This is a genomic window from Ferrimonas marina, assembly GCF_900129905.1.
GTDB classification, from domain to species: domain Bacteria; phylum Pseudomonadota; class Gammaproteobacteria; order Enterobacterales; family Shewanellaceae; genus Ferrimonas; species Ferrimonas marina.
In genome coordinates, this window is the sequence record NZ_FQXG01000013.1 from 25,109 (window position 1) to 47,027 (window position 21,919).

The 21,919-nt window shown below is 63.1% G+C and carries 15 protein-coding genes; 9 read left to right on the top strand and 6 right to left on the bottom strand.

Annotated elements, in window-relative coordinates; translation table 11 throughout:
• Positions 1–66 precede the first annotated feature (66 nt).
• Positions 67–2,958 carry an RNA polymerase-associated protein RapA gene (gene rapA / locus BUC04_RS22415; protein ID WP_067665344.1) on the bottom strand — a complete coding sequence of 964 codons (2,892 nt, stop codon included), beginning with the start codon at positions 2,956–2,958 and terminating at the stop codon, positions 67–69.
• 240 nt (positions 2,959–3,198) lie between these two features.
• Here rapA and BUC04_RS22420 point away from each other — a divergent pair, with 240 nt between their 5' ends.
• From BUC04_RS22420 to BUC04_RS22430, 3 genes are all read left to right on the top strand, one after another.
• On the top strand, positions 3,199–4,590 hold the full coding sequence (locus tag BUC04_RS22420; protein ID WP_067665347.1) for a PhoH family protein: 1,392 nt from the start codon (positions 3,199–3,201) through the stop codon (positions 4,588–4,590).
• 166 nt (positions 4,591–4,756) lie between these two features.
• Positions 4,757–8,377 (top strand): response regulator, encoded by a 3,621-nt coding sequence (locus BUC04_RS22425; protein WP_082766809.1) that lies wholly within the window; start codon positions 4,757–4,759, stop codon positions 8,375–8,377.
• Positions 8,374–8,784, top strand: coding sequence for a YbaN family protein (locus BUC04_RS22430; RefSeq protein ID WP_234977479.1), 411 nt, complete (start codon positions 8,374–8,376; stop codon positions 8,782–8,784). The genes BUC04_RS22425 and BUC04_RS22430 overlap by 4 nt, the downstream gene beginning before the upstream one ends.
• Positions 8,785–8,832: 48 nt before the next feature.
• On the opposite strand, the gene hutW is transcribed toward BUC04_RS22430, so the two are convergent.
• Positions 8,833–10,947, bottom strand: a complete 2,115-nt coding sequence (gene hutW, locus BUC04_RS22435) for a heme anaerobic degradation radical SAM methyltransferase ChuW/HutW (RefSeq protein WP_073326162.1) — start codon at positions 10,945–10,947, stop codon at positions 8,833–8,835.
• An 86-nt stretch (positions 10,948–11,033) separates the two neighbouring features.
• Between hutW and BUC04_RS22440 the strand changes: the two genes are divergently transcribed.
• Together BUC04_RS22440 and BUC04_RS22445 are read left to right on the top strand one after the other, a co-directional pair.
• Positions 11,034–11,501, top strand: coding sequence for a YbaN family protein (locus tag BUC04_RS22440; protein WP_234977481.1), 468 nt, complete (start codon positions 11,034–11,036; stop codon positions 11,499–11,501).
• A gap of 56 nt (positions 11,502–11,557) precedes the next feature.
• Positions 11,558–13,879: a zinc-dependent metalloprotease gene (locus BUC04_RS22445; RefSeq protein WP_067665358.1), complete on the top strand. Its 2,322-nt coding sequence runs from the start codon at positions 11,558–11,560 to the stop codon at positions 13,877–13,879.
• An 18-nt stretch (positions 13,880–13,897) separates the two neighbouring features.
• On the opposite strand, the gene BUC04_RS22450 is transcribed toward BUC04_RS22445, so the two are convergent.
• Positions 13,898–15,733 (bottom strand): protein kinase domain-containing protein, encoded by a 1,836-nt coding sequence (locus tag BUC04_RS22450; RefSeq protein WP_067665361.1) that lies wholly within the window; start codon positions 15,731–15,733, stop codon positions 13,898–13,900.
• A 155-nt stretch (positions 15,734–15,888) separates the two neighbouring features.
• Between BUC04_RS22450 and BUC04_RS22455 the strand changes: the two genes are divergently transcribed.
• The gene (locus BUC04_RS22455) at positions 15,889–16,248 is read left to right on the top strand and encodes a hypothetical protein (RefSeq protein WP_067665364.1); all 360 of its coding nucleotides are present in this window, start codon (positions 15,889–15,891) and stop codon (positions 16,246–16,248) included.
• A 78-nt stretch (positions 16,249–16,326) separates the two neighbouring features.
• Positions 16,327–16,980, top strand: coding sequence for a thiopurine S-methyltransferase (locus BUC04_RS22460; protein ID WP_067665367.1), 654 nt, complete (start codon positions 16,327–16,329; stop codon positions 16,978–16,980).
• A 74-nt stretch (positions 16,981–17,054) separates the two neighbouring features.
• Here BUC04_RS22460 and BUC04_RS22465 read toward each other — a convergent pair whose 3' ends face one another.
• Positions 17,055–18,077, bottom strand: a complete 1,023-nt coding sequence (locus BUC04_RS22465) for a porin (protein ID WP_067665370.1) — start codon at positions 18,075–18,077, stop codon at positions 17,055–17,057.
• A 348-nt stretch (positions 18,078–18,425) separates the two neighbouring features.
• On the opposite strand from BUC04_RS22465, the gene tcdA reads away from it, so the two are divergent.
• Both tcdA and BUC04_RS22475 read left to right on the top strand, forming a co-directional pair.
• Complete coding sequence (tcdA, locus tag BUC04_RS22470) at positions 18,426–19,220, top strand: tRNA cyclic N6-threonylcarbamoyladenosine(37) synthase TcdA (protein WP_067665373.1); 795 nt, start codon at positions 18,426–18,428, stop codon at positions 19,218–19,220.
• A 64-nt stretch (positions 19,221–19,284) separates the two neighbouring features.
• Positions 19,285–20,250, top strand: coding sequence for a hypothetical protein (locus tag BUC04_RS22475; protein ID WP_067665376.1), 966 nt, complete (start codon positions 19,285–19,287; stop codon positions 20,248–20,250).
• Here the strand turns inward: BUC04_RS22475 and BUC04_RS22480 are convergent.
• Positions 20,247–20,696: a SufE family protein gene (locus BUC04_RS22480; RefSeq protein WP_234977483.1), complete on the bottom strand. Its 450-nt coding sequence runs from the start codon at positions 20,694–20,696 to the stop codon at positions 20,247–20,249. The genes BUC04_RS22475 and BUC04_RS22480 overlap by 4 nt on opposite strands.
• Positions 20,683–21,900, bottom strand: a complete 1,218-nt coding sequence (locus BUC04_RS22485) for an aminotransferase class V-fold PLP-dependent enzyme (RefSeq protein WP_067665379.1) — start codon at positions 21,898–21,900, stop codon at positions 20,683–20,685. The genes BUC04_RS22480 and BUC04_RS22485 overlap by 14 nt, the downstream gene beginning before the upstream one ends.
• Positions 21,901–21,919: the final 19 nt, after the last annotated feature.

Sequence of the window (21,919 nt, forward strand, 5' to 3'; positions counted from 1 at the left end):
CGTTTCAGTTATTAGACGGCCAAAAAAAACGCCCCGCTACTGCGGGGCGTTGTGCTTTATGCCGGGTTATTCCGGGGTCACCACGATCAGGCGGATGGCGTCCAACTGGATCTGGGCGCGCCCCAGGTGGGCCCGCACCAGGTTCATCTGTTCGCTGATGGCGTCCAGCTCGCTGTCACGGATGTTGGGGTTCACTGCTTTCAACGCCTTGAGGCGATCCAGCTCACCGCCCAGTTCGTCGGTCATCTTCTGTTCCGCCTTTGCCACCAGGGCCGCCAGCTTGGTTTGCACCTGCGTCTCGGCAGCGGCGATCAGCGGGTGCAGCACCGCCTGGGAGGCGGACACCAGCTTGGAGCCGGTGTGGCGATTGATGGGGGTGAGCTGACGGTTGAAGCTGTCGAAGTCGATGTTGCTGCCCAAATCCTTGCCGGACTTGTCCATTAGCAGACGGATCGGGGTGGGCGGCAGGAAGCGGCCCAGTTGGGCCTCCGCCGGGGCGATCGCTTCGGCCAGGTAGATCATCTCCAGGAACAGGGTGCCCGCCGGCAGCGCCTTGTTCTTCAGCAGCGACACCGCGGTGCAGCCAGTCTCACTGGTGGTGAGCAGATCGATGCCCGCCGCCACCAGCGGGTGGGCCGGAGTAACAAACTGGAAATCGTCCCGGCTCAGGGCGGTGTCCCGGTCGAAGGTGATGGAGACGCCGTCGTCCGGCAGACCCGGGTAGCTGGGGAATAGCATGTGCTCGGTGGGGGTCAGCACCACGGCGTTCTCGCCGCGATCGTCCTGGTTCACACCGATAACGTCCCAGATCTTCAGCATAAAGCTGATGAAGTCGGTATTGTTGTCGGCATCTTCGATCGCCGCCACCAGAGCCTGGGCATCGGCACCGCCGTTGGAGGTGATCTCCAGCAGTCGATCGCGGCCCGCCTCCATCGCCGCCTTGTGCTCGGCAGCACGCTCGGCGGTCTGGGCGATCAGGCTGTCCAGCTGGTCGCTGTTGCCGGCCAGCACCTCCAGCAGGGGCTCGCCAAACTCGGCATGGAGCAGATGGCCGCCGGGGCAGTTGTGCTCGAAGGCATCCATACCACAATCGAACCACTCCAGCAGCTGCTGCTGGGCGCTGTCTTCGATGAAGGGCACGTGGATCTGCACATCCTTGGTCTGGCCGATGCGGTCGAGACGGCCGATGCGCTGCTCCAGCAGATCCGGGTTTTGCGGCAGATCGAACATCACCAGGTCTTGGGCGAACTGGAAGTTGCGGCCTTCGGAGCCGATCTCGGAACAGATCAACACCTGGGCACCGCCCTCCATCTGGGCGAAATAGGCGGCGGCCTTGTCCCGCTCCAGGATCGACATCCCCTCGTGGAACACGCTGGCGGCGATCCCTTCCCGGGTGCGCAGCGCCTCTTCCAGCTGCAGCGCGGTGGCGGCCTGGGAGGCGATCACCAGCACCTTCTTGCTGCGGTTCTGCTTGAGGAACTCCATCAGCCAGTTGACCCGGGGATCGAACTGCCACCAGCTGCTGCCGCTGCCGCCCTCGAACTGCTGGTACAGCTTCTCCGGGTAGAGGTTGTTGATCACCTTCTGCTCGGCGGGCACGGTGCCGCTGCCCAGCATGTTGTTGACCTTGATGGCGGTGGCGTACTGGGTCGGCAGGGCCACCGGGTGGCGGTTGAGCTTACGGGCGGTAAAGCCGCTGACGCCGCCACGGGTGTTGCGGAACAGCACCCGGCCGGTGCCGTGGCGGTCCAGCAGCTGCTTGAGCAGGGTGTGACGGGCCTGGTCATCGCCGGCCTGGATCGCGGTCAGGGCGCTGCGGATGTCCTGCTCCTGCAGCAGCTGGGTCAGGGCTGCGATCTCTGCGTCGTTCAGCGGGCGCTGCTCCAGCAGCGATTCCGCCGCCTGGGCCACCTGCTGGTACTCGCTCTCCTCCTGCAGGAAGGCCTCATAGTCGTAGAAGCGATCGGGGTCGAGCAGGCGCAGTCGGGCGAAGTGGCTCTGGTGGCCGAGCTGATCCGGGGTGGCGGTGAGCAGCAGCACGCCGGGCACCTCTTCGGCCAGGGATTCCACCACCTGGTAGGCGCGGGAGGGGCGGGTTTCGCTCCACTCCAGGTGGTGGGCCTCGTCCACCACCAGCAGATCCCAGCTGGCCTCCAGGGCCTGCTCGAACCGCTTCTTCTTGCGCAGCAGGTCCAGTGAGCAGATCACCAGCTGTTCGGTATCGAACGGGTTGTCGCTGTCGGCGAACGCCTCGACACAACGCTCCTCATCAAACAGGGCAAAACGCAGGTTGAAGCGGCGCAGCATCTCCACCAGCCACTGGTGCTGCAAGGTTTCCGGCACCAGGATCAGCACCCGCTCGGCGCGGCCGGAGAGCAGCTGTTGGTGCAGGATGTGACCGGCCTCGATGGTCTTACCCAGGCCCACCTCGTCTGCCAGCAGCACCCGCGGTGCGTGCCGGGTGCCCACCTCGTTGGCGATGTAGAGCTGGTGCGGGATCAGGCCGGCGCGAGGCCCCTGCAGCGCACGCAGGGCGTCCTGCTGCATGCCGTGGCGCTGTTGCTGGCAAAGGTAGCGGGTAACGAAGTACTCCATCCGGTCGATCTGGCCTGCGAACAGGCGGTCTTGCGGCTTGTTGAAGCGGATCTGGTGATCCAGAAGGGTTTCCCGCAGTTGGGCCTCTTCGCCAGTCTCGCTGTGGGTACCCAGGTAGGTGATCAGCCCGCCACTCTCCTCCAGATCGGTAACGGTCAGCTTCCAGCCTTCGGCACTGGTGATCTCATCACCCTGGTTGAACACCACGCGGGTGAGGGGGGCGTCCTGGATGGCGAACAGGCGGTTGTCGCCGGTGGCGGGGAACAGAACGGTCACCATACGGCCCTCGAGGGCGACCACAGTACCCAGGCCGAGATCAGATTCGGTATCGCTGATCCAGCGTTGACCCAAAGCAAATGACATAGAAAACGCGACTCCTGAATGAAGCGGGGTGGCGGAAAAAAGGCGCGTATCTTACACCAAGTTATCCTGTTGAACACCTGCCTGTTTTTGGCTGGTCAAAGCCTGTCCAATCTGTCATGTTAGGGTTGCGAGGGGCGCGTTGGTCGCCCTTGCCGGCGACAGCGAAGCCCCGTTAAGCAACGTCTCGGGAGGTGACTCCCGACAGAGCGACGATAAGTCTAGAAGCATAGCGGAGGTGCCATGGTCCAGGCGGAGAAAAAACTGTTCGTGCTCGATACCAATGTGTTGTTGCATGAACCCCTCGCCATCTATTCGTTTGACGAGCACGACGTGGTGGTCCCCATGACCGTGCTGGAGGAGTTGGACCAGATCAAAGACCGCAAGAAGGATGTCTCGCGGGACGCCCGGATTGCCATTCGAGCCCTGGAGGACGCCGTCGGCGATGCCTCCCCAGAGCAGCTGCTTGCCGGCGTGCAACTGACCGGCGTTGAGTCGGAATCCCCGGCCGGGTCCCTGGCCATCTTCCCAGACCACGAGGTCGAGTTCGAACAGCGCGTGCCGCTGCCGGGCAACAATAACGACAACGACATCATTAACTCCGCGCTCTACCTGCAAGAGACCCGCCCCGACACCGAAGTGGTCCTGGTGACCAAAGACATCAACATGCGCATCAAGGCCAAAGGGGCCGGCCTGCGCCACGTGGAAGATTATCGCAGCGACCAACTGGTGGACGACGTCCGCTACCTGGCCAAGGGCTTCGCCCAGCTCGACGGCGAGCTGTGGCTGAGAGTGGGGGAGGTGGAGAGCCATCAGCATGGCCGCTTCACCGAACACACCCTGGCCCGGCAGCAGTTGGGGGAAGAGCCGCTCTACCTGAACCAGTACCTGATTGATGAGGGTGAGGATTTCTGTGCCCAGGTTAAGGCGGTGGATGAGCATACTGTGACCCTCAAGGACCTGGGTCGTGACCGGCTGATGGGTTACCACGCCTGGGGGATCTCGCCCAAGAACATCTACCAGGGGATGGCGATGCAGGCGCTGATGGACCCCAACATCGACCTGGTGATCCTGACCGGCCCCGCCGGCTCCGGTAAGACCTTGCTGGCGCTGGCCGCCGCGCTGGAGCAGGTGGTGGAGCAGCGCCGCTACGACCGGGTGATCGTCACTCGTAATACCCCGGAGATCGCCGAGTCCATCGGTTTCCTGCCCGGCACCGAGGAGGAGAAGATGATGCCCTGGCTGGCGGCGGTGACCGACACCCTGGAGGTGCTGCACAAGCATGATGAGAGCCCCAGCTCCAGCCTGCAGTACATCATGGACAAGGCCAACATCCAGTTTAAGTCGGTCAACTTCATGCGCGGCCGCTCCATCCAGAACAGCTTTGTGCTGCTGGATGAGTGTCAGAACCTGACCCCCAGCCAGGTTAAGACCATCCTGACCCGGATGGGTGAGGGCAGTAAGCTGGTCTGTTCCGGCAACCTGGCGCAGATCGACTCCAACTACCTCACCGCGGTCACCTCCGGCCTGACCTACCTGGTGGAGCGGTTCAAGATGTTCGATGGCAGTGCCAACGTCTACCTCAACGGGGTGGTGCGCTCGCGTCTGGCCTCCTTCGCAGAAGAGAACCTGTAAAACTGGTGGGAAATTGACCGGCGTCGCGCTTCGCGGCGCCGTTTTTCCGCCTGTCGTCCGCATCTGGTAAACTGCCGGGCATTTCCCGTGTTCATCTTGGTTAGGGTTTCATTTCGTGAAGTTGCCGATCCTGCGTCGCTATAACAAAGCCGTGTTTTACACCTATATGGGGGTGTTGCTGCTCTCCCTGCTGGTGGCCTGGCTGGTGTACGACAACCAGAAGGAGAAGCTGCTCGAAGACAAGTTCGACGAGATCACCCGCCACAGCCACCAGATCGAGATGCTGCTGGACGCCAGTATCCGCGCACTGGAGTCGTTGCGGGACTTTGCCGCCACGCACATCACCATGGGCGAGTTGGCCCGGGTGGATCGCTTCCCGGACATCGGCAGCTTCGATGAGACCGGCAAGTACTTTGCCCTCGAACCCACCTACAAAGACAGCGGCTTGACCTTCGAGGGGATGGGCCGGATCAGCGGCTACGGTGGCCTCACCGAGCGGCAGGACAGCTTCTACCGCGAGCTGGACATGCTCTACCAGATGTCCCTCTCCTTCCCGGTGGCCAGCCGCATGGCGCCCAAGGCCTCGCAGATCTACTACATTTCCGAGCAGCGGATGATGTCGGTGTTCCCCTGGCCCGACAGCGACGACAACTTCAACCGTCGCATCCTTAACTCGCCCCTGTTCAAGCACGCCCGGCCGGAGAACAACCCCAAGCGGGAGCTGTTCTGGACCGAGGTACGACGCAACGCGCAAGGCGATCTGATCACCACCCTGGGGCTGCCGGTCTACCTCAATGACGAGTTCATCGCCTCGGTGTTCCTCGATCTGGAACTGGCGATGCTGTCGCAGCAGATCGAGCGCTACTTTGAGCTGCCGGGTACCGTGCTGCTGCTGGATGGTGAGAACAACATCCTCACCTACCCGGACATGCACCTGGAAACGCTGCCGCGCACCTACCAGCTGAGCCAGAAGATCCCTGCCTCACTGCACAACGTGCCGCTGGATGAACTGCTGCGCTCCACCAATGGCGCCGTGGTGAACGACCACTATGTCCGCTCGGTGGTGCTGGAGAACGCCCCCTGGCGTCTGCTCTACCTGCAGCCGGAAGCAGAGCTGGTGGACGACGTCTGGGACAAGCTGGAGATCACCTTCCTGATGGTGATCCTGGCGCTGTCGGTGCTGGTCACCGCGGTGCACTACCTGACCCGCCGCGCCTTCGTCAGCCCGGCGGCGCGACTGCTGCACCACCTGGAGCTCAGTGCGCAACACCCGCAATCGCCGCCCAAGCATATCCAGCCCGGCTGGGAGCCCTGGTTTGAGCTGATCTCCCGCACCTTCGAGGAGAACCAGCAGTACACCCTGCACCTGGCGGAGCAGAATCGCCGACTGGACAAGCTGGTGGCCAAGCGCACCGAACGCCTGCGCCTGGCTAACGAGCGCCGGGAGCGGGACTTCTCGCTGATGCGCTCGCTGATCGACGCCATCCCCGAGGCGATCGTGTTCAAGGACACCTCCGGCCGCTACCTGGGCTGCAACAAAGCAGCGGAGCGACTGTTGGGCCACTCCGAGTCCGAGATCATCGGTTGCGCCGCGACCGAGATCGATCCCAGCCCGCGGGCTGTGCGGATAGCCAAAGAAGACGCCGCCATCATTGCCGAGCGCAAGGCGGATCGCTACCAGGAGCGGGTCGAAGTGGAGGGCAAATCGCTGCTGCTCGACTCCCTGCGCCTACCGTTCTACAACCGCCGGGGCGAACTGCTGGGCCTCATTGCGGCGTGGCGTGACATCACCCGTGAGTCTCAGCAGCAGGAGCAGATCAAGCGTTCCGAGGAGCGATACCACCTTGCGATGGACGCGGTAGAGGATGGCCTGTGGGACTGGTACCTGGATTCCAACCAGCTGATCTGTAACCCGGCCTACTACACCATGCTGGGCTACCGGCCGGACGAGTTCCCGCTGCTGATCGAGACCTACTACGAGCTGATGCACCCGGACGACCGTCAACGGGTGGAGCGCTACATCGATAACTACCTGGATTTCCCGGACCAGCCCTTCAGCGTCGAGTTCCGTCTGCGCGGTCAGGCCGGCGAGTACCACTGGATCCTGTCCCGTGGCCGGGCGGTGGAGTTTGACGACCTGGGCGAGCCGTTGCGTCTGCTGGGGACCCACAAGGACATCACCCAGCAGAAAGAGAACGAGGTGGCGCTGCTGGAGGCCAAGCAGGACGCGGAGTTGGCTAACCGTACCAAGAGTGAATTCCTGGCCAACATGAGCCACGAGATCCGCACGCCGATGAACGCGGTGTTGGGGATGCTGCAGCTGACCCTGCGCACCGCCCTGGATGGCCGCCAGAAGGATTACCTCGACAAAGCCCGACTCAGTGCCGAGTCGCTGCTACGGATCATCAACGACATCCTCGACTTCTCCAAGATCGAGGCGGGCAAGCTGGAGCTGGAGCAGACCGAGTTTGCCCTGGATAAGGTGCTGGAGCATGCCCTCTCCATCAACACCATCAAGGCCCAGGAGAAGAACGTCGAGTTGCTGCTGTACGCCCCGGTCAGTGCCGGCTTGCACCTGGTGGGGGATCCGCTGCGACTGGGCCAGGTGCTGGTCAACCTGCTGTCCAACGCGGTGAAGTTCACCAACGAGGGCGAGGTGGAGCTGGGTTGTGAGGACATCAAGGACTCCGACGGCCGCATCACCCTCAAGTTCTGGGTACGGGACACCGGTATCGGCATCTCCCCGGCCCAGCAGAAGCGCCTGTTTGACGCCTTCAGCCAGGCCGATGGCTCCACCACCCGCCAGTTCGGTGGCACCGGCCTGGGCCTGTCCATCTCCAAGCACCTGGTGGCGATGATGGGCGGCAACATCGAGGTGGAGAGTGAGCCGGGTCAGGGCACCACCTTCAGCTTTACCATCGACGCCAAGAAGGTGGCCGTACCGGAGCAGGCGCCGGCGATCATGCCCTCCGCCATCGACGGGCTGACCGCCCTGGTGGTGGACGACAACCACAGCGCGCTGCAGATCTACGCCACCTACCTGCGCGACTTCCGCTTCCGGGTGGAGACCGCCGACAGCGGTGCCGCCGCGGTGAAGCGGCTGGAGAAGCTGCAGCCGGACCTGGTGCTGCTGGATTGGATGATGCCAGGGATGGATGGCCTGCAGGTGGTGGAGCAGATCGACCGCCTGGTGGACCAGGGCAAGCTGGAGCGTCGTCCGGAGATCCTGATCATGACCGCCTACTCCGGCGCCGCGGTGCAGGAGCAGGTCAAGCGGGGCCAGGTGGCCGCGCTGCTGCAGAAGCCGTTCAAGGCCTCCAGCCTCTATGACGAGGTGGTTAATGCCTTCGCCGGTGAGGAGACAGAACTGGAGGGGGAGCAGCCCCAGGATGACGCCGGCGACGACAGCGGTGCCCGCATCCTGCTGGTGGAGGACAATCTGATCAACCAGCAGGTGGCCACCGAGCTGCTCAAGAGCGCCGGCTACGACATCACTGTGGTGGACAACGGCGAAGAGGCGGTGAAGCGGGTGGAAGCGGACAGCTTCGACCTGGTGCTGATGGATATCCAGATGCCGGTGATGGATGGCCTTACCGCCACCCGCACCCTGCGTGCGGCGGGCCATACCCTGCCGATCATCGCTATGACCGCCCACGCCATGACCGGCGACCGGGAGAAGAGCCTGGCGGCGGGGATGAACGACCACATCACCAAGCCGATCGTTCTGACCCAGCTGTTTGACACGGTGAAGCGCTACCTCAATGAAACGGAGGAGCAGACCTCGTGAGCGCGCCGAAGATGGCGGCCGGTGGGGTGGCCACCGGGCCGCTGCGTTACCTGCTGATGGCGCTGGGCTGTCTGGCGGTCGCGGCGGGCACCGTGGGTGTGTTTGTGCCGCTGATCCCCACCGTGCCCTTCCTGCTGCTGGCCACCTTCTGCTTCAGTCGCAGCTCGGCCCGGTTGCAGATCTGGCTCTACAACAACCGCCTGCTTGGGCCCTACCTGCGCAACTACCTGCAGCGCAAAGGGCTGACCAAGCGGCAGCTGTGGAGCTCGCTGCTGAGCATGTGGCTGGGGATGGCCATCGCCATCTTCCTGGCACCGGTGCTGGCGGTGAAGATTGGCCTGGCGGTGATCTGCGTCTGTGTCACCATCCACCTGTTGCGAATGAAACGGCTGACACCGGAGTCCTAAGCGCAGACAAAAAAGGCACCCTTCGGGGTGCCTTTTTTGTCTCTGCGGTCAGCTGCCGACCCGCAGCAGGCGTTTCATCGGACAGCGTCGCACTCTGCTGTCGCCATTGGCTTCGACCCCGTCGGCTGCCAGCGCGCTGGCCTTCACGCCACTGATGGGACACACCTTGGGCAGTGCCTGCTGCTGCGCCTTGGCGGCGTCCACTACCTCATCAGGGCAGGGGCTCAGGGCGTCGTCGTTGGCGGCGAAGGTGGTGCTGCCATCTTTGGGAAGACGGGCCGCATTGTCGATGCTGTCGGCGCGATCAGCGGCCAGGAACTCCGCTTCCAGGGCATGGAACTTCTCTACCTGGCAGGTCAGCAGCTGGCGTTCGTCATCACGGCCCAGGTAGATCTTGAAGCTGCACTGGCCCTGTTGGTCAAACAGCCAAAGCGAGCGGGTCTCCATCCGCATAAAGGGGCGCTGAACGAAGGCGATCTTGGCCACCGCCTTGGGGTTGAGGTGGCCGCGCAGGTGCTCCCCTTTGAGATTGTAGAAGCCGTGGCCATAGCTGCCCTCCGGAAAGCCACCCTTGTACTCCAGGATCTGACCCGCCACCTCGATCACCGTGGTGGTGGGGCCAAAGTCGGTCAGTGCTGCCATCAGTCGGTCAAAGTGTCGGCCGTCGGCGATGCGTGCCTCGCTGTCAGGCAGGGCCTGAATGGTGGCCAGCTCAGACAGCCCCAGTTGGCGCCCCACTTGGGCCAGGGAGGAGAGGGGCTGCTTCTTGGCCAGGGCATTAATTTGTTCGTACAGATCGGTCATGGTGCGTGCTTGCTCGCTCTGTTGCTGTTCCAGTTGTTTGTCCAGGAAGGCGGTGATCGCCTGTTGCAGGTTGATGTTCCAGAATTGACCGGCGGCGGTCAGGTTGAGGTATCGGCCATCTTGCTGGGCCAGGCCGTTGTTCTGCCAGGCGTCGAACAGGGGCTGTGCCCGGCTTGCCAGGCCCTCGCCACCGTGCTGACGCAGGCTGTCCAGATCCAGGTAGCCCAGATCGAAGCCCGCCCCCAGGGCAAAGCGCATGCGGTGTTCGGCATGGGGTTGGGTCATCATCACCAGCGGCTTTTCGCCCGCGGCAATCTTATCCAGGTAGTGACACAGCTTGCGTTCGGTCATCACGCCGTGGCCGGCGATACGGCCACCGGCGCCGGAGCCGAAGGGGATCAGATCCGCGCCCGCCTTGGACAGGTGGTTGTAGCGGTTGCGCTCGCGACGGTCACGGCCCCAGTGGCTGACCGACAGGCGATTAAAGTGATGGCGGCTCAGGGTCTCAATGCCGGCATTGAACATCGCCGCTTTCTCTTCAGTGCCCGGCGGCGGAGCAACCAGCCCCTTGTTGACGTCTCGTCCCAGCTTGCTCTGGGGCAGCAGGATCAGCTGATAGAGATCGGCGCCGCCTACGCCGGTGTCGACCAGGGTGTCCAGGTCCGATTGCCAGTGCGCCGGGGTCTGGCCCGGCAGGCCATAGATCAGATCCGCCACGATCACCGCCCGATCCTGACGGGTAAAGTGTTCCAGGCGGCGACGTACGGTCTCGCCATCGTCGATGCGGCCGAGGCGCTGACGCAGTTCGGTCTGGAAGCTTTGCAGGCCCAGGGAGAACCGATTGAAGCCGGCGTCGAGGCAGGCACTGAAGCGGTCGTTATCGAAGCCCTGGAAGCGGGCTTCGAAGGTGATCTCGGCGTCGGTCTTCAGTGGCAGCACCGAGCGGAGCTTCTCCCCCAGGGTGAGGATCTGCGCCGGGCTGAGATCGCTGGGGGTACCGCCGCCGACGTAGATGCCATCGAACGGTGCGCCGACGATGCCGGGCTGGCCCTTGGCCATCTCCAGCTCACGCAGCAGTGCCTGCAGGTAACCGGCAATCTTGTCGTCACTGGAGCGGTTCTGGAAAAAGGCGCAGTAGCTGCAGCGGGTGCGGCAAAAAGGGATATGAACGTAAGCCAAGCGCGGGCCGGGCTTGGCCGGCCGTTGACACAGCTGCTGCCACAGGGCGGCCTGATCCTCACTGGCCACCGGCGCGCCCATCACCTGGATGTGGGCGGTTTCCTTGCGGGTGAACGCGGAGTGCATCGGCTCAGGGCTATGGCGACCGGTCATTTGCTCGGTCAGTGATACAGGCGACATTTTGGAGTAACACCAATGGTAGTGAGAATAATTATTAATTAGACTCGCAGCAATTGAACGGGCTGTCCGTGATGGAGATCGAATTCATGAGCGTAAGTTGCAGCGAATGCGCGGCCAAATGTGGCAATGTTGCAGGCAAGTTGGGTGATAGTGCCGGTTTGGTGGCGGCGCCGTTTCGTCCGTTGCTGATCATGTTGGGCTGTTTGGCCATCGCGTTGGGGAGTATTGGCATCTTTGTGCCCATGTTGCCCACGGTGCCCTTCTTGTTGCTGGCGGCCTGGTGTTTCAGCCGTTCCTCGCCGCGGTTGCGAGCCTGGCTGTTCAACCATCCTCGATTGGGCCCCTACCTGTGTAACTTTATCCAGCGCAAGGGGCTGACCCGGGTCCAGCTGCGACGCTGCCTGCTGGCCAAGTGGTTTGGCATCGGTTTGGCCATCTACCTGGCGCCATTTTTGGCGGTGAAGCTGGGGCTGCTGCTGATCGCCACGGCGGTGTCTTGCTATCTGCTGCGTCTTAAGCGCTTACCGGAAGGGCAGGAAACCACTCCGGCTTGAGCCCGACACCTCCCCGCAGTACCCTGTGACAACACTGATAAATAAGGATATTTATAATGTTGTCACGGATCTCCCTTGGGCTATTGGCGGGCCTGTTGTGGGCCGTTTCCGGCGGGGGATTGGCGGCGGATGCCCGCTGGATCGAACTGCAGCAATCCCCGGACGGTCGGGTCAGTGCTGCGCTGCCGCCACTGGACACGCCGATGCTGATGGTCACCAGCCTGCCCTATGGCCTGGGCTCCAACGACGTTGGACTGGACCGGGGTCAATTGGGCAGTCGTCGGCTGGTTCAGTTTGAACGCCATGGCGAACGGGTGCTGCTGCGCCAGCTCAACCCCCGTTTTCGTGCCGTTAGCGATAACCCGGCAGAGCGGCAGTCGGTGGTCCAGGCCTTCGCCGAATCGGTACTTTGGGTCGGCACACTGCAGCAGGATCAGCTGGACTTAACCCCATTGCTGCTGCAGGACTGGCATGGCATCGCAGCAAGGCTGCAGCAAAGCGAGCAGGGTAGCTATCAGCTCGATACCGAGCGCTCGCTGGTGCTCAGTGACGCCATCAAGGCCTTTCCCCGTAACAGTGATGCCGAGGTGCAGCTGACCTTTCGCAGCGCCGAGCCTGGCCCACAGGTGCAGGCGGTAGCGGCGGACCCTTCCTTGGTCAGCCTGCGGGTGCGCTACTCCTTTGTCGCCCTGCCGGAAGAGCCGATGACCCCGCGCCTGTTCCATCCGGAGGTGGGCTACTTCAGCTACAGCTACGCCGATTACGCTCAGCCTTTGGATGTGCCGATGACGGTGCGCTTGCTGCCCCGCCACCGCTTGGAGAAGCTGGTGCCGGGGGAGGCGCCCTCCAAGGTGAAGGAGCCCATTGTCTACTACCTGGATCCGGCCACGCCGGAGCCGGTGCGCTCGGCGCTGCTGGATGGCGCACGCTGGTGGGCCGAGGCGTTTGAGGCCGCCGGCTTTATCGATGCCTACCGGGTGGAGCTGTTGCCGCCTGAGGCGGATCCCCAGGATATCCGATACAACATGATCCAGTGGGTACACCGCTCTACTCGCGGCTGGTCTTACGGTGACAGCCTGATCGATCCCCGCAGTGGCGAGATCCTCAAGGGCCACGTCACCCTGGGCTCGTTACGGGTACGCCAGGATCATAAGATCTTCCGCGGCCTTACCGCGGGCTGGGCTGATCGGCTCGGTGCCATGGCGATGTCGGAGCAAGCCGCCCTGGCCCGTCTGCGCCAACTCTCCGCCCACGAGGTGGGCCATACCCTGGGTCTGGCCCACAACTTTGCCGCTTCCGCCAACGGCGATCGCTCGGTGATGGATTACCCCCATCCCAGGATCGAGCGCATCGACGAACGGCTGGATCTGAGCCAGGCCTATGGCACCGGATTGAGTGACTGGGATCGCTTCGCCATTGCCTATGGCTACGGTGAGGCGTCGCAGCTGCCCCAGCGCCTGGAGCAGGCCCGCAACGACGGGCTGCTGTTCCTGTCTGATCCCGATGCCCGTGGCTACCACAGCGCCCACCCATTAGCACACCTGTGGGACAACGGCACTGATCCCGTGGCCCAGCTCAATGAGGTGATGGCGATCCGTCAGCAGGCGCTGGCACAGCTTGGCCCCCAGGCACTGCTGCCCGGGGAGCCCAACAGCGCCCTGGGCGAGCTGCTGACCCCGCTTTACCTGATGCACCGCTACCAGGTGGAGGCCGCCTCGGCTTTGCTTGGCGGGGTGGATTACAACTACCAGGGGGCGGGGCAGAGCTTCGTCACCCCGGAGTGGCAGCGTGATGCGTTGCAGGGATTGAAGGCCAGCCTGGCGCCGGAGGCACTGATGTTGCCGGAGCCTCTGCGGCAAAGCTGGGTGCCGCTGGCCTACGGCAGCGAGCCGAACCGGGAGCTGTTTGCCAGCCGCCTGGGGCCGGTGCAGGATCCGCTGGGGCTGGCCGAGGTGGCTGCCCGCTTAACCCTGGAGGCCGTGCTGGACCCGGCTCGACTCAATCGCTTGCAGGCACAGTCCTGGCTGGAGACCGATCTGCCTGGGCCGGAAACGCTGATGGCGGAGCTGGCCGACAGCCTGCTGGCGCTGGGCAGTGAAGGCTATCGCGGCGCGGTGCAGGCCCGGGTGGCGGCGGTGTGGATCGATACCCTGTTGCAGCGCTATCACGACCCCAAGGTGGCACCGGAGGTGCGTGCGGCGCTGTATGCCCGGTTGAGTCAGGATGCCGAGCAGCTGGAGCGGCAGGCCCGCCGCGGTGACAAGCGGGTACGGGCGCAGCAGAGCCTGATGGCCAACACCATCCGGGCTGGACTGGAGGATGCGGCGGTGCGGATGATCGCCGAGCCGCTGCCCGTTCCACCGGGCTCGCCGATCTAGGTTAGTGATGGGCTTCCGTCAGGGCTGGACCGTTTCGCTCCAGCCCTGACGCTTGGGATCCTTGGGATAGAAGCGACTGTTCTGCTGGGCCTGGTGCTCGAACCGACGGGTGTTCTTATAGGGCAGCTTCATAAAGCCGGACACTCCCAGATCGGTGATCTGGTCCACCTGGGCCAGGATCCGCCCCAGGGTAGCGGCAAACTCCGCCTGCTTTCGTGGGTTGAGCAGCCGCAGGTAGGAGTGGATCTTCATATGGTCCGGCAACACCTCGAAGATGATGCAGCCGGTGTGATGGATCAGGTTGAGCCGTCCCAGCTCGTTGAGGATCCCTTGAGGCAGGGTCAGCAGCTCATCGGGGTCCTTGCCATCCTCGAAGTAGGAGTGCAGGCGGCTCTTGTCCTCAAGCTCTGGCGCTGGGCTTACCTCAAACGGCAGCTGGGCATCGGCGGGCAGACTAAAGCGCTCCTCCGGGCCACTGCGCTCCAGGTGCAGGGTGTCCCGGGCGTTGAAGAAGCAGGCCTTGAACACCGCCTGGTCCTGGTTGGGTTGCTGGGCCTGGGCCAGCATCACCAGGTTGTTGACCGCCTGGGCAAAGGGCGCCTTTAGCTTGGGATCCTGCAGGTTCAAACTGGAATCGATCTCCACCCCACCGTCACGCCAGTGCAATGCCAGCCCCCCCAGCAGCGGGTAGTGGCCCAGCTGGTTCACCGCCACCACGAACGCCTTCTCGTTGTCCCCCATGCCGTTGAGAAAATCCCGGTAGTAGTGGGCGATCTGCAGATCCTTTTCCCGCTCCTTGGCCAGCGGCGCTTGCTGATGATCCCGCAGGAACGATTTGCGCGAGCTGTAGGCGACGCTTTCCACCGGGCGATCCCCCGGCTGGTGCCAGACCGGCAGCAGCGGCCGCACCGGGCTATCCGGTGGTGGCAACAGCAGCCAGTGCCGGCTGGCGGGCAGGGTGGAGAGAAAATGGTCTCCGCCCTGTTGGCGCAGGGTGGGATCCTCGCTGAGCATGGCATCGAGGATCTCCGCCAGAGGTTGGGGCAGCCCCAAACTGCGCGCTGGCCGGATCCGGTGACCAAAGCGGCTGCTCTGGCCTGACGCCAGGGCATAGAGGGTGGCGGCGGCGCCCTGCTCGTCAAAGCGGGGCGAGGAGGGGGTGCCGTCCAGTTGGTCCTGGCCGATGAAATAGATGTCGCCCATGCGGGCATTGCTGCCCTGGTCCCCTTCGTAGAGCCCCAGGCTGCTGTTGACGGCATCGCCCTGGGCATCGCGCTGGGCCAGCACCGCCGAGCCCCAGTCCACCAGCGAGAGAAAGCGGCGTTCCGGGTCATACATCAGGTTGGAGGGCTTGATGTCGCCGTGTACCACCGGGCGGGGCAGCTGGCGCAGGTAGAGCAGCAGCTCCGCCAACTGCGCGGCGATGGGCACCAGGTCTACCACCGGCAGGGGGCCTCGCTGACGGGCCAGCTGCGACAGGTCCTGGCCCGGTGCGCGGGCCATCTGCAGGATAGGTTGACCCGAGGCACGGACAAAATGGCTGAAGGCAGGGATGTGGGGATGGTCGAGCATCGCCAGGATCTCCGCCTCCTCCTCGAGGCGGGCCTGCAACTGGCCCGGCAGGGTTCGACGGCTGAACTTGAACACCTGCTCGTGCTGGTCAGAAAAGCCTGCAAAAACAAAGCCGAAGATCCCTTTTCCCACGTAGTGGACGCGGCGATAGCCGAGCCGATGCAGCTGCTCGCGACAGAGTGCGACCCATTGCCGAAGCTTATTAGCATCGTCTTGTTTTAAAAGGTAAATAGACTGCTCTTCCGCGATATAGAAGTGCTGAAGCCCGGGCTGGTTGGTCACGGCGATCTCCCTGAATGCCTGTCCCCTAGCATACCTGATCCCAGCTTGGGAAAAAGAACGTGATCCAATCCACACCCGGTTGATCTCAATCATGGGGAACTGGCGCATTTGTGACAGACTAAAACTGTTGATTAGGCCTTTAAAAGGGGACGGCTATGACAACAATCCAATGGGAGGTATCCCGGGAGGAGCTGGCGGAACTGCTGGCGTACCCCAGGCGCAAGATGCGGGACAACATGGACGTACGATTCTGCCCCCATGCCGCATTTTACAATCCGGTGGACGAGCGCTGCATCTACTGTCACCAGGACATGGAGTGCAAATGGCTCAACCACAATGACGAGCTGGTTTCCATCGAGGATAAGTCCGACGAGGACATCAAGCGCGAGCTGACCAAGGCGATGGACTATGTGGAGGCCCAGCTGACCGCGGCCCACCTGAACCGTCGTGCCTGCACCTGTGATAACTGCAACTGGCTGAACCGGGTACGAAAGGTATTGGCTGTCGCCCGCTGATCTCTGTTCGCTGAGGCTGGCCAGAGTGCGATCAAATCCGTACCCTGTGTGATCTTTCGCACAGTATGAGGTCGCACCATGGAAGCCAGCTTCTGGCACGCCAAGTGGGAGCAGAACCAGATCGGCTTCCACTTGGACCACATTAATCCCTATCTCCAGCGCCACTGGCCAGAACTCGGCCTGAGTGGCGGCACTGTCTTTGTTCCCCTTTGTGGCAAGAGCCTGGATCTCACCTGGCTGGCTCGGCAGGGCTTCAGCCCGGTAGGTGCCGAGCTGGATCGCCGTGCTGTTGAGCAGTTGTTTGATGAGCAAGGCATGGTTCCCACGATCACCCCCGAGCCGCCGCTGCATCGCTTTGCAGGCGCAGGCATTGAGGTGCTGCAGGGGGATTTCTTTGCCCTGACTCCTGACCACCTGCCGCGTTGTGATGCCTTCTATGACCGGGCGGCACTGATTGCTCTGCCGGAGCAGATGCGGGCGCGCTATGTGACCCAGTTGGCGGCACTGGTGCCAGCCGGTGCCCGGGGACTGCTGGTGACCCTGGAGTACCCGCAGGCGCAGTTGGCCGGACCCCCGTTCTCGGTACCGGAGTCTGAGGTACAGGCGCTGCTGGCGCCCCACTTCGAGCTGGAGTTGCTGTCTCGCCAGGATGTGCTGGCGGACAACGGCCGCTTCCAGGCCAAAGGAGTGGAGCGACTCGAGGAGTGCTGTTACCGCTTGGTGCGCCGCTAGCGCCTCGACCGTCAAAGCAAACGGCATAAAAAAACGGCAGCCCCAGGGGGCTGCCGTTCTCGCTTCTGGGGTGTTTAGAAGCGGTAACGCAGGCCGACGGTCACCATGTTGTCGTCCACGTCGCCTTCGACGTCGTGGGACGCGTCCAGGTAGGTGTAGTGGCCGTAGATGTAGGCAGCCTTGGTCAGGGTGTACTCGGCACCGATGGAGTAGTTGGTCACTTCCGCACCTTCACCCATCTGGTCGTCGTAGGCGGCTTGGGCGAACTTACCCAGACCGGAATCGTCGTAACCGAACTGGCCCTTGATGTTCCAGTCGCCGATGCGGTACTGAGCGGACACCAGGTAGCCGGTACCGTCCAGATCGCCCTTCTCGGAGTCCTGGAACATGGCGCCCAGCTTCAGGTCGCCCAGCTTGTAGGTACCCACGACACGCAGTGCTTCCAGGCCGTTGAGGCCATCGGCGTAGGATACGGCCACGTAGTAGGGGGTCTTGCCCATGCCGCGGTCGCCAAAGCTGGCGGCGATGGCGTAGTTGTTGCCATCGTTGAGCTCGGCGGCGTCACTGCCACCATAGAAATCATCTTCCAGCACGTAGGTGGCGTTGATGTTGAAGCCGGCGATGGAGGCAGACTTGAAGGTGATGGAATCGCCCAGGCGGTCCTGACCGACAAACAGACGATCCAGGTCGGCGTTGAGGTTACCGAAGGCGTCGACGCTGCCTTCAGAGGACTTGAACACGGTGTCGTTGCGGCCAAACACCACCTCACCGAAGTTGCCACCCAGACCGAAGTAAGTGTTACGGCTGTTGAACGGGTTGGAGCCGTTGGACTGGTCTTCCCCGTTTACCCCAACCTCGGCCTTATAGACCACGTTCAGGCCGGCACCGATGTCATGGGTACCCTTCACACCGATGTTGGTGAAGTTGTTTTCCAGGCCAAAGCCATCGTTCATACCGGGGTTGGTAACCAGGCCCTTGTCGGCGTTGGTCAGGGACATGTTGAAGTCACCGTAAAACACCGGGGTCTCGGCAAAGGCGGGGGCAGTCATGCCGGCAACCAGGGTGGCTACGGCGATGGCAGACAGGCGTGCTTTCATTCCAGGTCTTCCTCTTTGAGTACAACGTGCCCCGTTTCAGATGCTCACAAGGGCACATCAAAAATCCGTTTGTAAACCGCAAGTTAAATCGGCAGGGAGGCGCCTATGCGATTTCGCCCGGAGTGTGTCACGAGGGATGGGAGCTGTAATCCAAAAGCGGGATGAAATTTGATTCAGATCAGGTGTTTCTGTAATAAAACTGACACGAATGTTGTTCGCATGTGAGCGCACAAAAATGGCCCTTGCGGATGAGTGTTTAGCTAATTAGGGTGGTGGGTTTGGGCCCGATTTTGTCTGCGGGCCGCTGCTGCTATACTCCTCGCCTTTCATTTTCCACGAGGGCATCTAATGACTCCCGACTATCAGCAGCGCTTTGGCGGTATCGGCCGACTCTATGGCGTCGATGCCCTGACCACCTTCCACCAGGCACATGTCTGCGTGGTGGGGATCGGTGGGGTCGGTACTTGGGCGGCAGAGGCGCTGGCCCGCTCTGGCATCGGCACCCTGACCCTGATCGATCTGGACGACATCTGCACCACCAACACCAACCGGCAGATCCATGCCCTCAGCGACACCATCGGTCAGTCCAAGGTGGCGGTGATGGCCGCGCGGATCCGCGCCATCAATCCCGACTGTGTGGTGCACGAGGTGGAGGAGTTTGTCGACCTGGACAACCTGGATGAGGTGTTGCCCGACGGGTTGGACTACCTGGTGGATTGCATCGATGCGGTTAAGCCTAAGGCGGCGCTGATCGCCCATTGCAAGCGGCGTAAGCTGCGCCTGGTGACCGTGGGCGGCGCCGGCGGTCAACTGGACCCGACCCGGGTGCAGGTGGCGGACCTGGCTAAAACCTACCAGGACCCGCTGGCGGCCAAGGTGCGCAACCTGCTGCGGCGGGAATACAACTTCTCCAAGAACCCCAAGCGTCGCTTCCAGGTGGAGTGCGTGTTCTCCGATGAGCAGCTGCGCTACCCCGGTGCCGATGGCAGCGTCTGCCTGACCAAGGCCGGAGCCGAGGGCCCCAAGGCGATGGATTGTGCCAGCGGCTTTGGCGCTGTCACCAATGTCACCGGCACCTTTGGCTTTGTTGCCGCTAGTCGGGTGCTGCTCAAGCTGGCAGAGCGGGGGCGCCGCCAAGCGTAGCCGATTGGTTTCCGCTTTCGGGAAGGATATCATTGGTTAATAAGATGTTATTCCCGGAGTTGCGATGCCGTCCCCCTGGCTGTTGGTTGCCGCATCGCTGTTGGCAGCCAACAACATCCCGATAAAGGAAAAGGCCGAGCAGGCCTCGGAGATCGAGGATCCCGTCACCGAGCAGGAGCAGCGCTGGTTCGACAAGGCGCACACCCTGCTGTCGAGCCGGGGTCAAACCAGCGCCGCCTGGTTCGATGCCTTCTTTGGCCCCTCCGATGCGGCGGATCAGGCCGATGCCTGGTTTCGTTTGCGGCTGCAACAGCAGATGTTGGAGCGGGAATCCAACAGCCTTAAGCTGCGGGTGTCCGCCGCCTACCACCTGCCCAAGACCCGGGAGCAGCTCAAGCTGTTGATCGAGTCCGATGAGGACAGCGAGCTGAGCAACCTGCGGGATCTCGATGACGACAGCAGTGAGGCCTCCACCCGGGCGGCGCTGCGCTGGACCCCCTTGGATTACCGGGTCTGGGATCTCTCCTTTGACCTGGGTGTCTCCCTTAACTCCGGACTGGATCCCTTCGCCCGTACCCGGGCCCGCTACTTTCACTCACTGGATGACCGCACAGTGCTGCGCCTGAGCCAGGAGCTCAAGGCGGAATCCCGCGATGGCTTGAGTGAGACCACTCGAGTGGTATGGGAGCGGTTGTACGACGATCACGGCTATCGTGTCAGCAGCCGGGCCCGCTTTGGCGAATCCACCGATGGGCTGGAGTGGAGCCTGACCGCGGCCCACGGCGTCAAGCTGACTGAGCGCAGCGCCATGTCGGTGTTCTTCACCTTTTCCGGGGCGACCCGGGATGAGGAGGAGGAGAGTGAGATCGTGCGCTTTGGTGCCAATTACCGCCGCAACTTCCTGCGCAGCTGGCTGTTCTACGAGGTAGAGCCGCAGCTGACCTACCCCAAGAAGTTCGATTACCAACCCAACTGGGAGCTGCGCCTGACCCTGGAGAGCCAGTTCGGCAGCCCCTCATTGAGTCGTTAGCCGGCTTGGGTGCACTGCTGGATCCTGGCCACCACCGCCGCCAGACCATTGCTGCGTGACGGGCTGAGGTGATCCGCCAGGCCCAGCGCGCCGAACCACTGCTGCCAGTCAACTGCCGCGATGGCATCGCCGCTTTGTCCATTGCTGGCGCTGAGCACCAGCACCAGCAGGCCGCGCACAATGCGCGAGTCCGAGTCCGCCAGGAAGTAATGGCGCCCCTCCTGCTGATGGTGATAGAGCCAGGTGGTGCTCTCACAGCCGGACACCTCGGCCTCCTCGCGATGCCAGCTGGCGTCCAGCTTTTCCATCCTGTTACCCAGTTTCATCAGCACCCGGTAGCGGGCCTGCCAGTGGGGCTGGCTCAGCAGCTCCTCGGTCAGCCCCTGCTGGCTGATCTCGCTGCCCAGGGGCGAGCACAGAAAGGCGTTGGCGTCAGGCATCGTCATAGAGAAACTCCTGGTAGTCATTGAGCGCGGCCAGAAAGGCCTCGATCTCCTCCTCGCTGTTGTAGGCCGCCACCGACATGCGGCAACTGCCCCTGATCCCCAGCTGCTGCATCAGCGGCTGGCAGCAGTGGTGGCCACAACGCACTGCTATACCGGCCTGATCCAGCCAGATCCCGACATCCTGGTGATGCTCGCCGTCCAGGTTGAAGGCCAGGGCACCGACATTATCGTCAAAGGCACTGTAGAGGGTGACGCCGTCCAGCTGGCTCAGACCGGTTCGGGCCCGGGCCAGCAGTTGGGCCTCGTGCCGCGCCATGGCAGCGCGGTCCTGCTGCTGCAGCCAGTGGGCAGCGGCCCCCAGACCGATGGCCTGGGCGATGGCCGGGGTGCCCGCCTCGAACTTGAACGGCAGGGTATTGAAGCTGGTCTGCTCGAAGCTCACCTTATGGATCATCTCACCGCCGAAGCGGTAAGGGGGCATGGCGTCGAGCAGATCGGCCCGTCCCCACAGCACACCGATGCCGGTGGGACCATACATCTTATGGCCGGAGAAGGCGTAGAAGTCGCAGCCCAACCTCTGCAGATCCACCGGCTCATGGCCCACCGCCTGGGCCCCGTCCACCACGGTCAGGGCACCGGCTTGCCGGGCCAGCGGCAGCCAGCGAGCCAACGGGGTACGACTGCCCAGGGCGTTGCAGATCTGGGTCAGTACCACCACCTTGGGCTTGTCCTGCAGCAGTGCCATAAAGGCAGCTTCGTCCAGATCGCCGCGCTCGGACAGCGGGATGGGCACCAGCTGGGCACCGGCACGCAGCGCCGCCTGCTGCCAGGGCACAATGCTGGCGTGGTGGGCCCAGCCGTCAATCAACACGCTGTCCCCCGGGGTCAGCACCATCTGACCCAGGCTGCTGGCCAGCAGGTTCATGCCGTCGGTGGTGCCGCCGGTGAAGATCACCTCTTCGCTGGCGGGGGCGTTGAGAAACTCCGCCAGTTGATGCCGCGCGCCCTCGAACGCCCGGGTTGCCCGGGCGGAGAGACGGTGGGCGCCGCGGTGCACATTGGCGTTGTCCTGCTGGTAGAAGCGGGTCATCGCCGCCAGGACCGCCTGGGGCTTGTGGGTGGTGGCGGCGTTGTCCAGGTAGACGGTGCCGGTCTGGCTCAACGCGGGGAACTCGGCCCTGAGGGCGTCTGGGTCAAAGCTCATGGGTTCTCGGGTTTGGGTT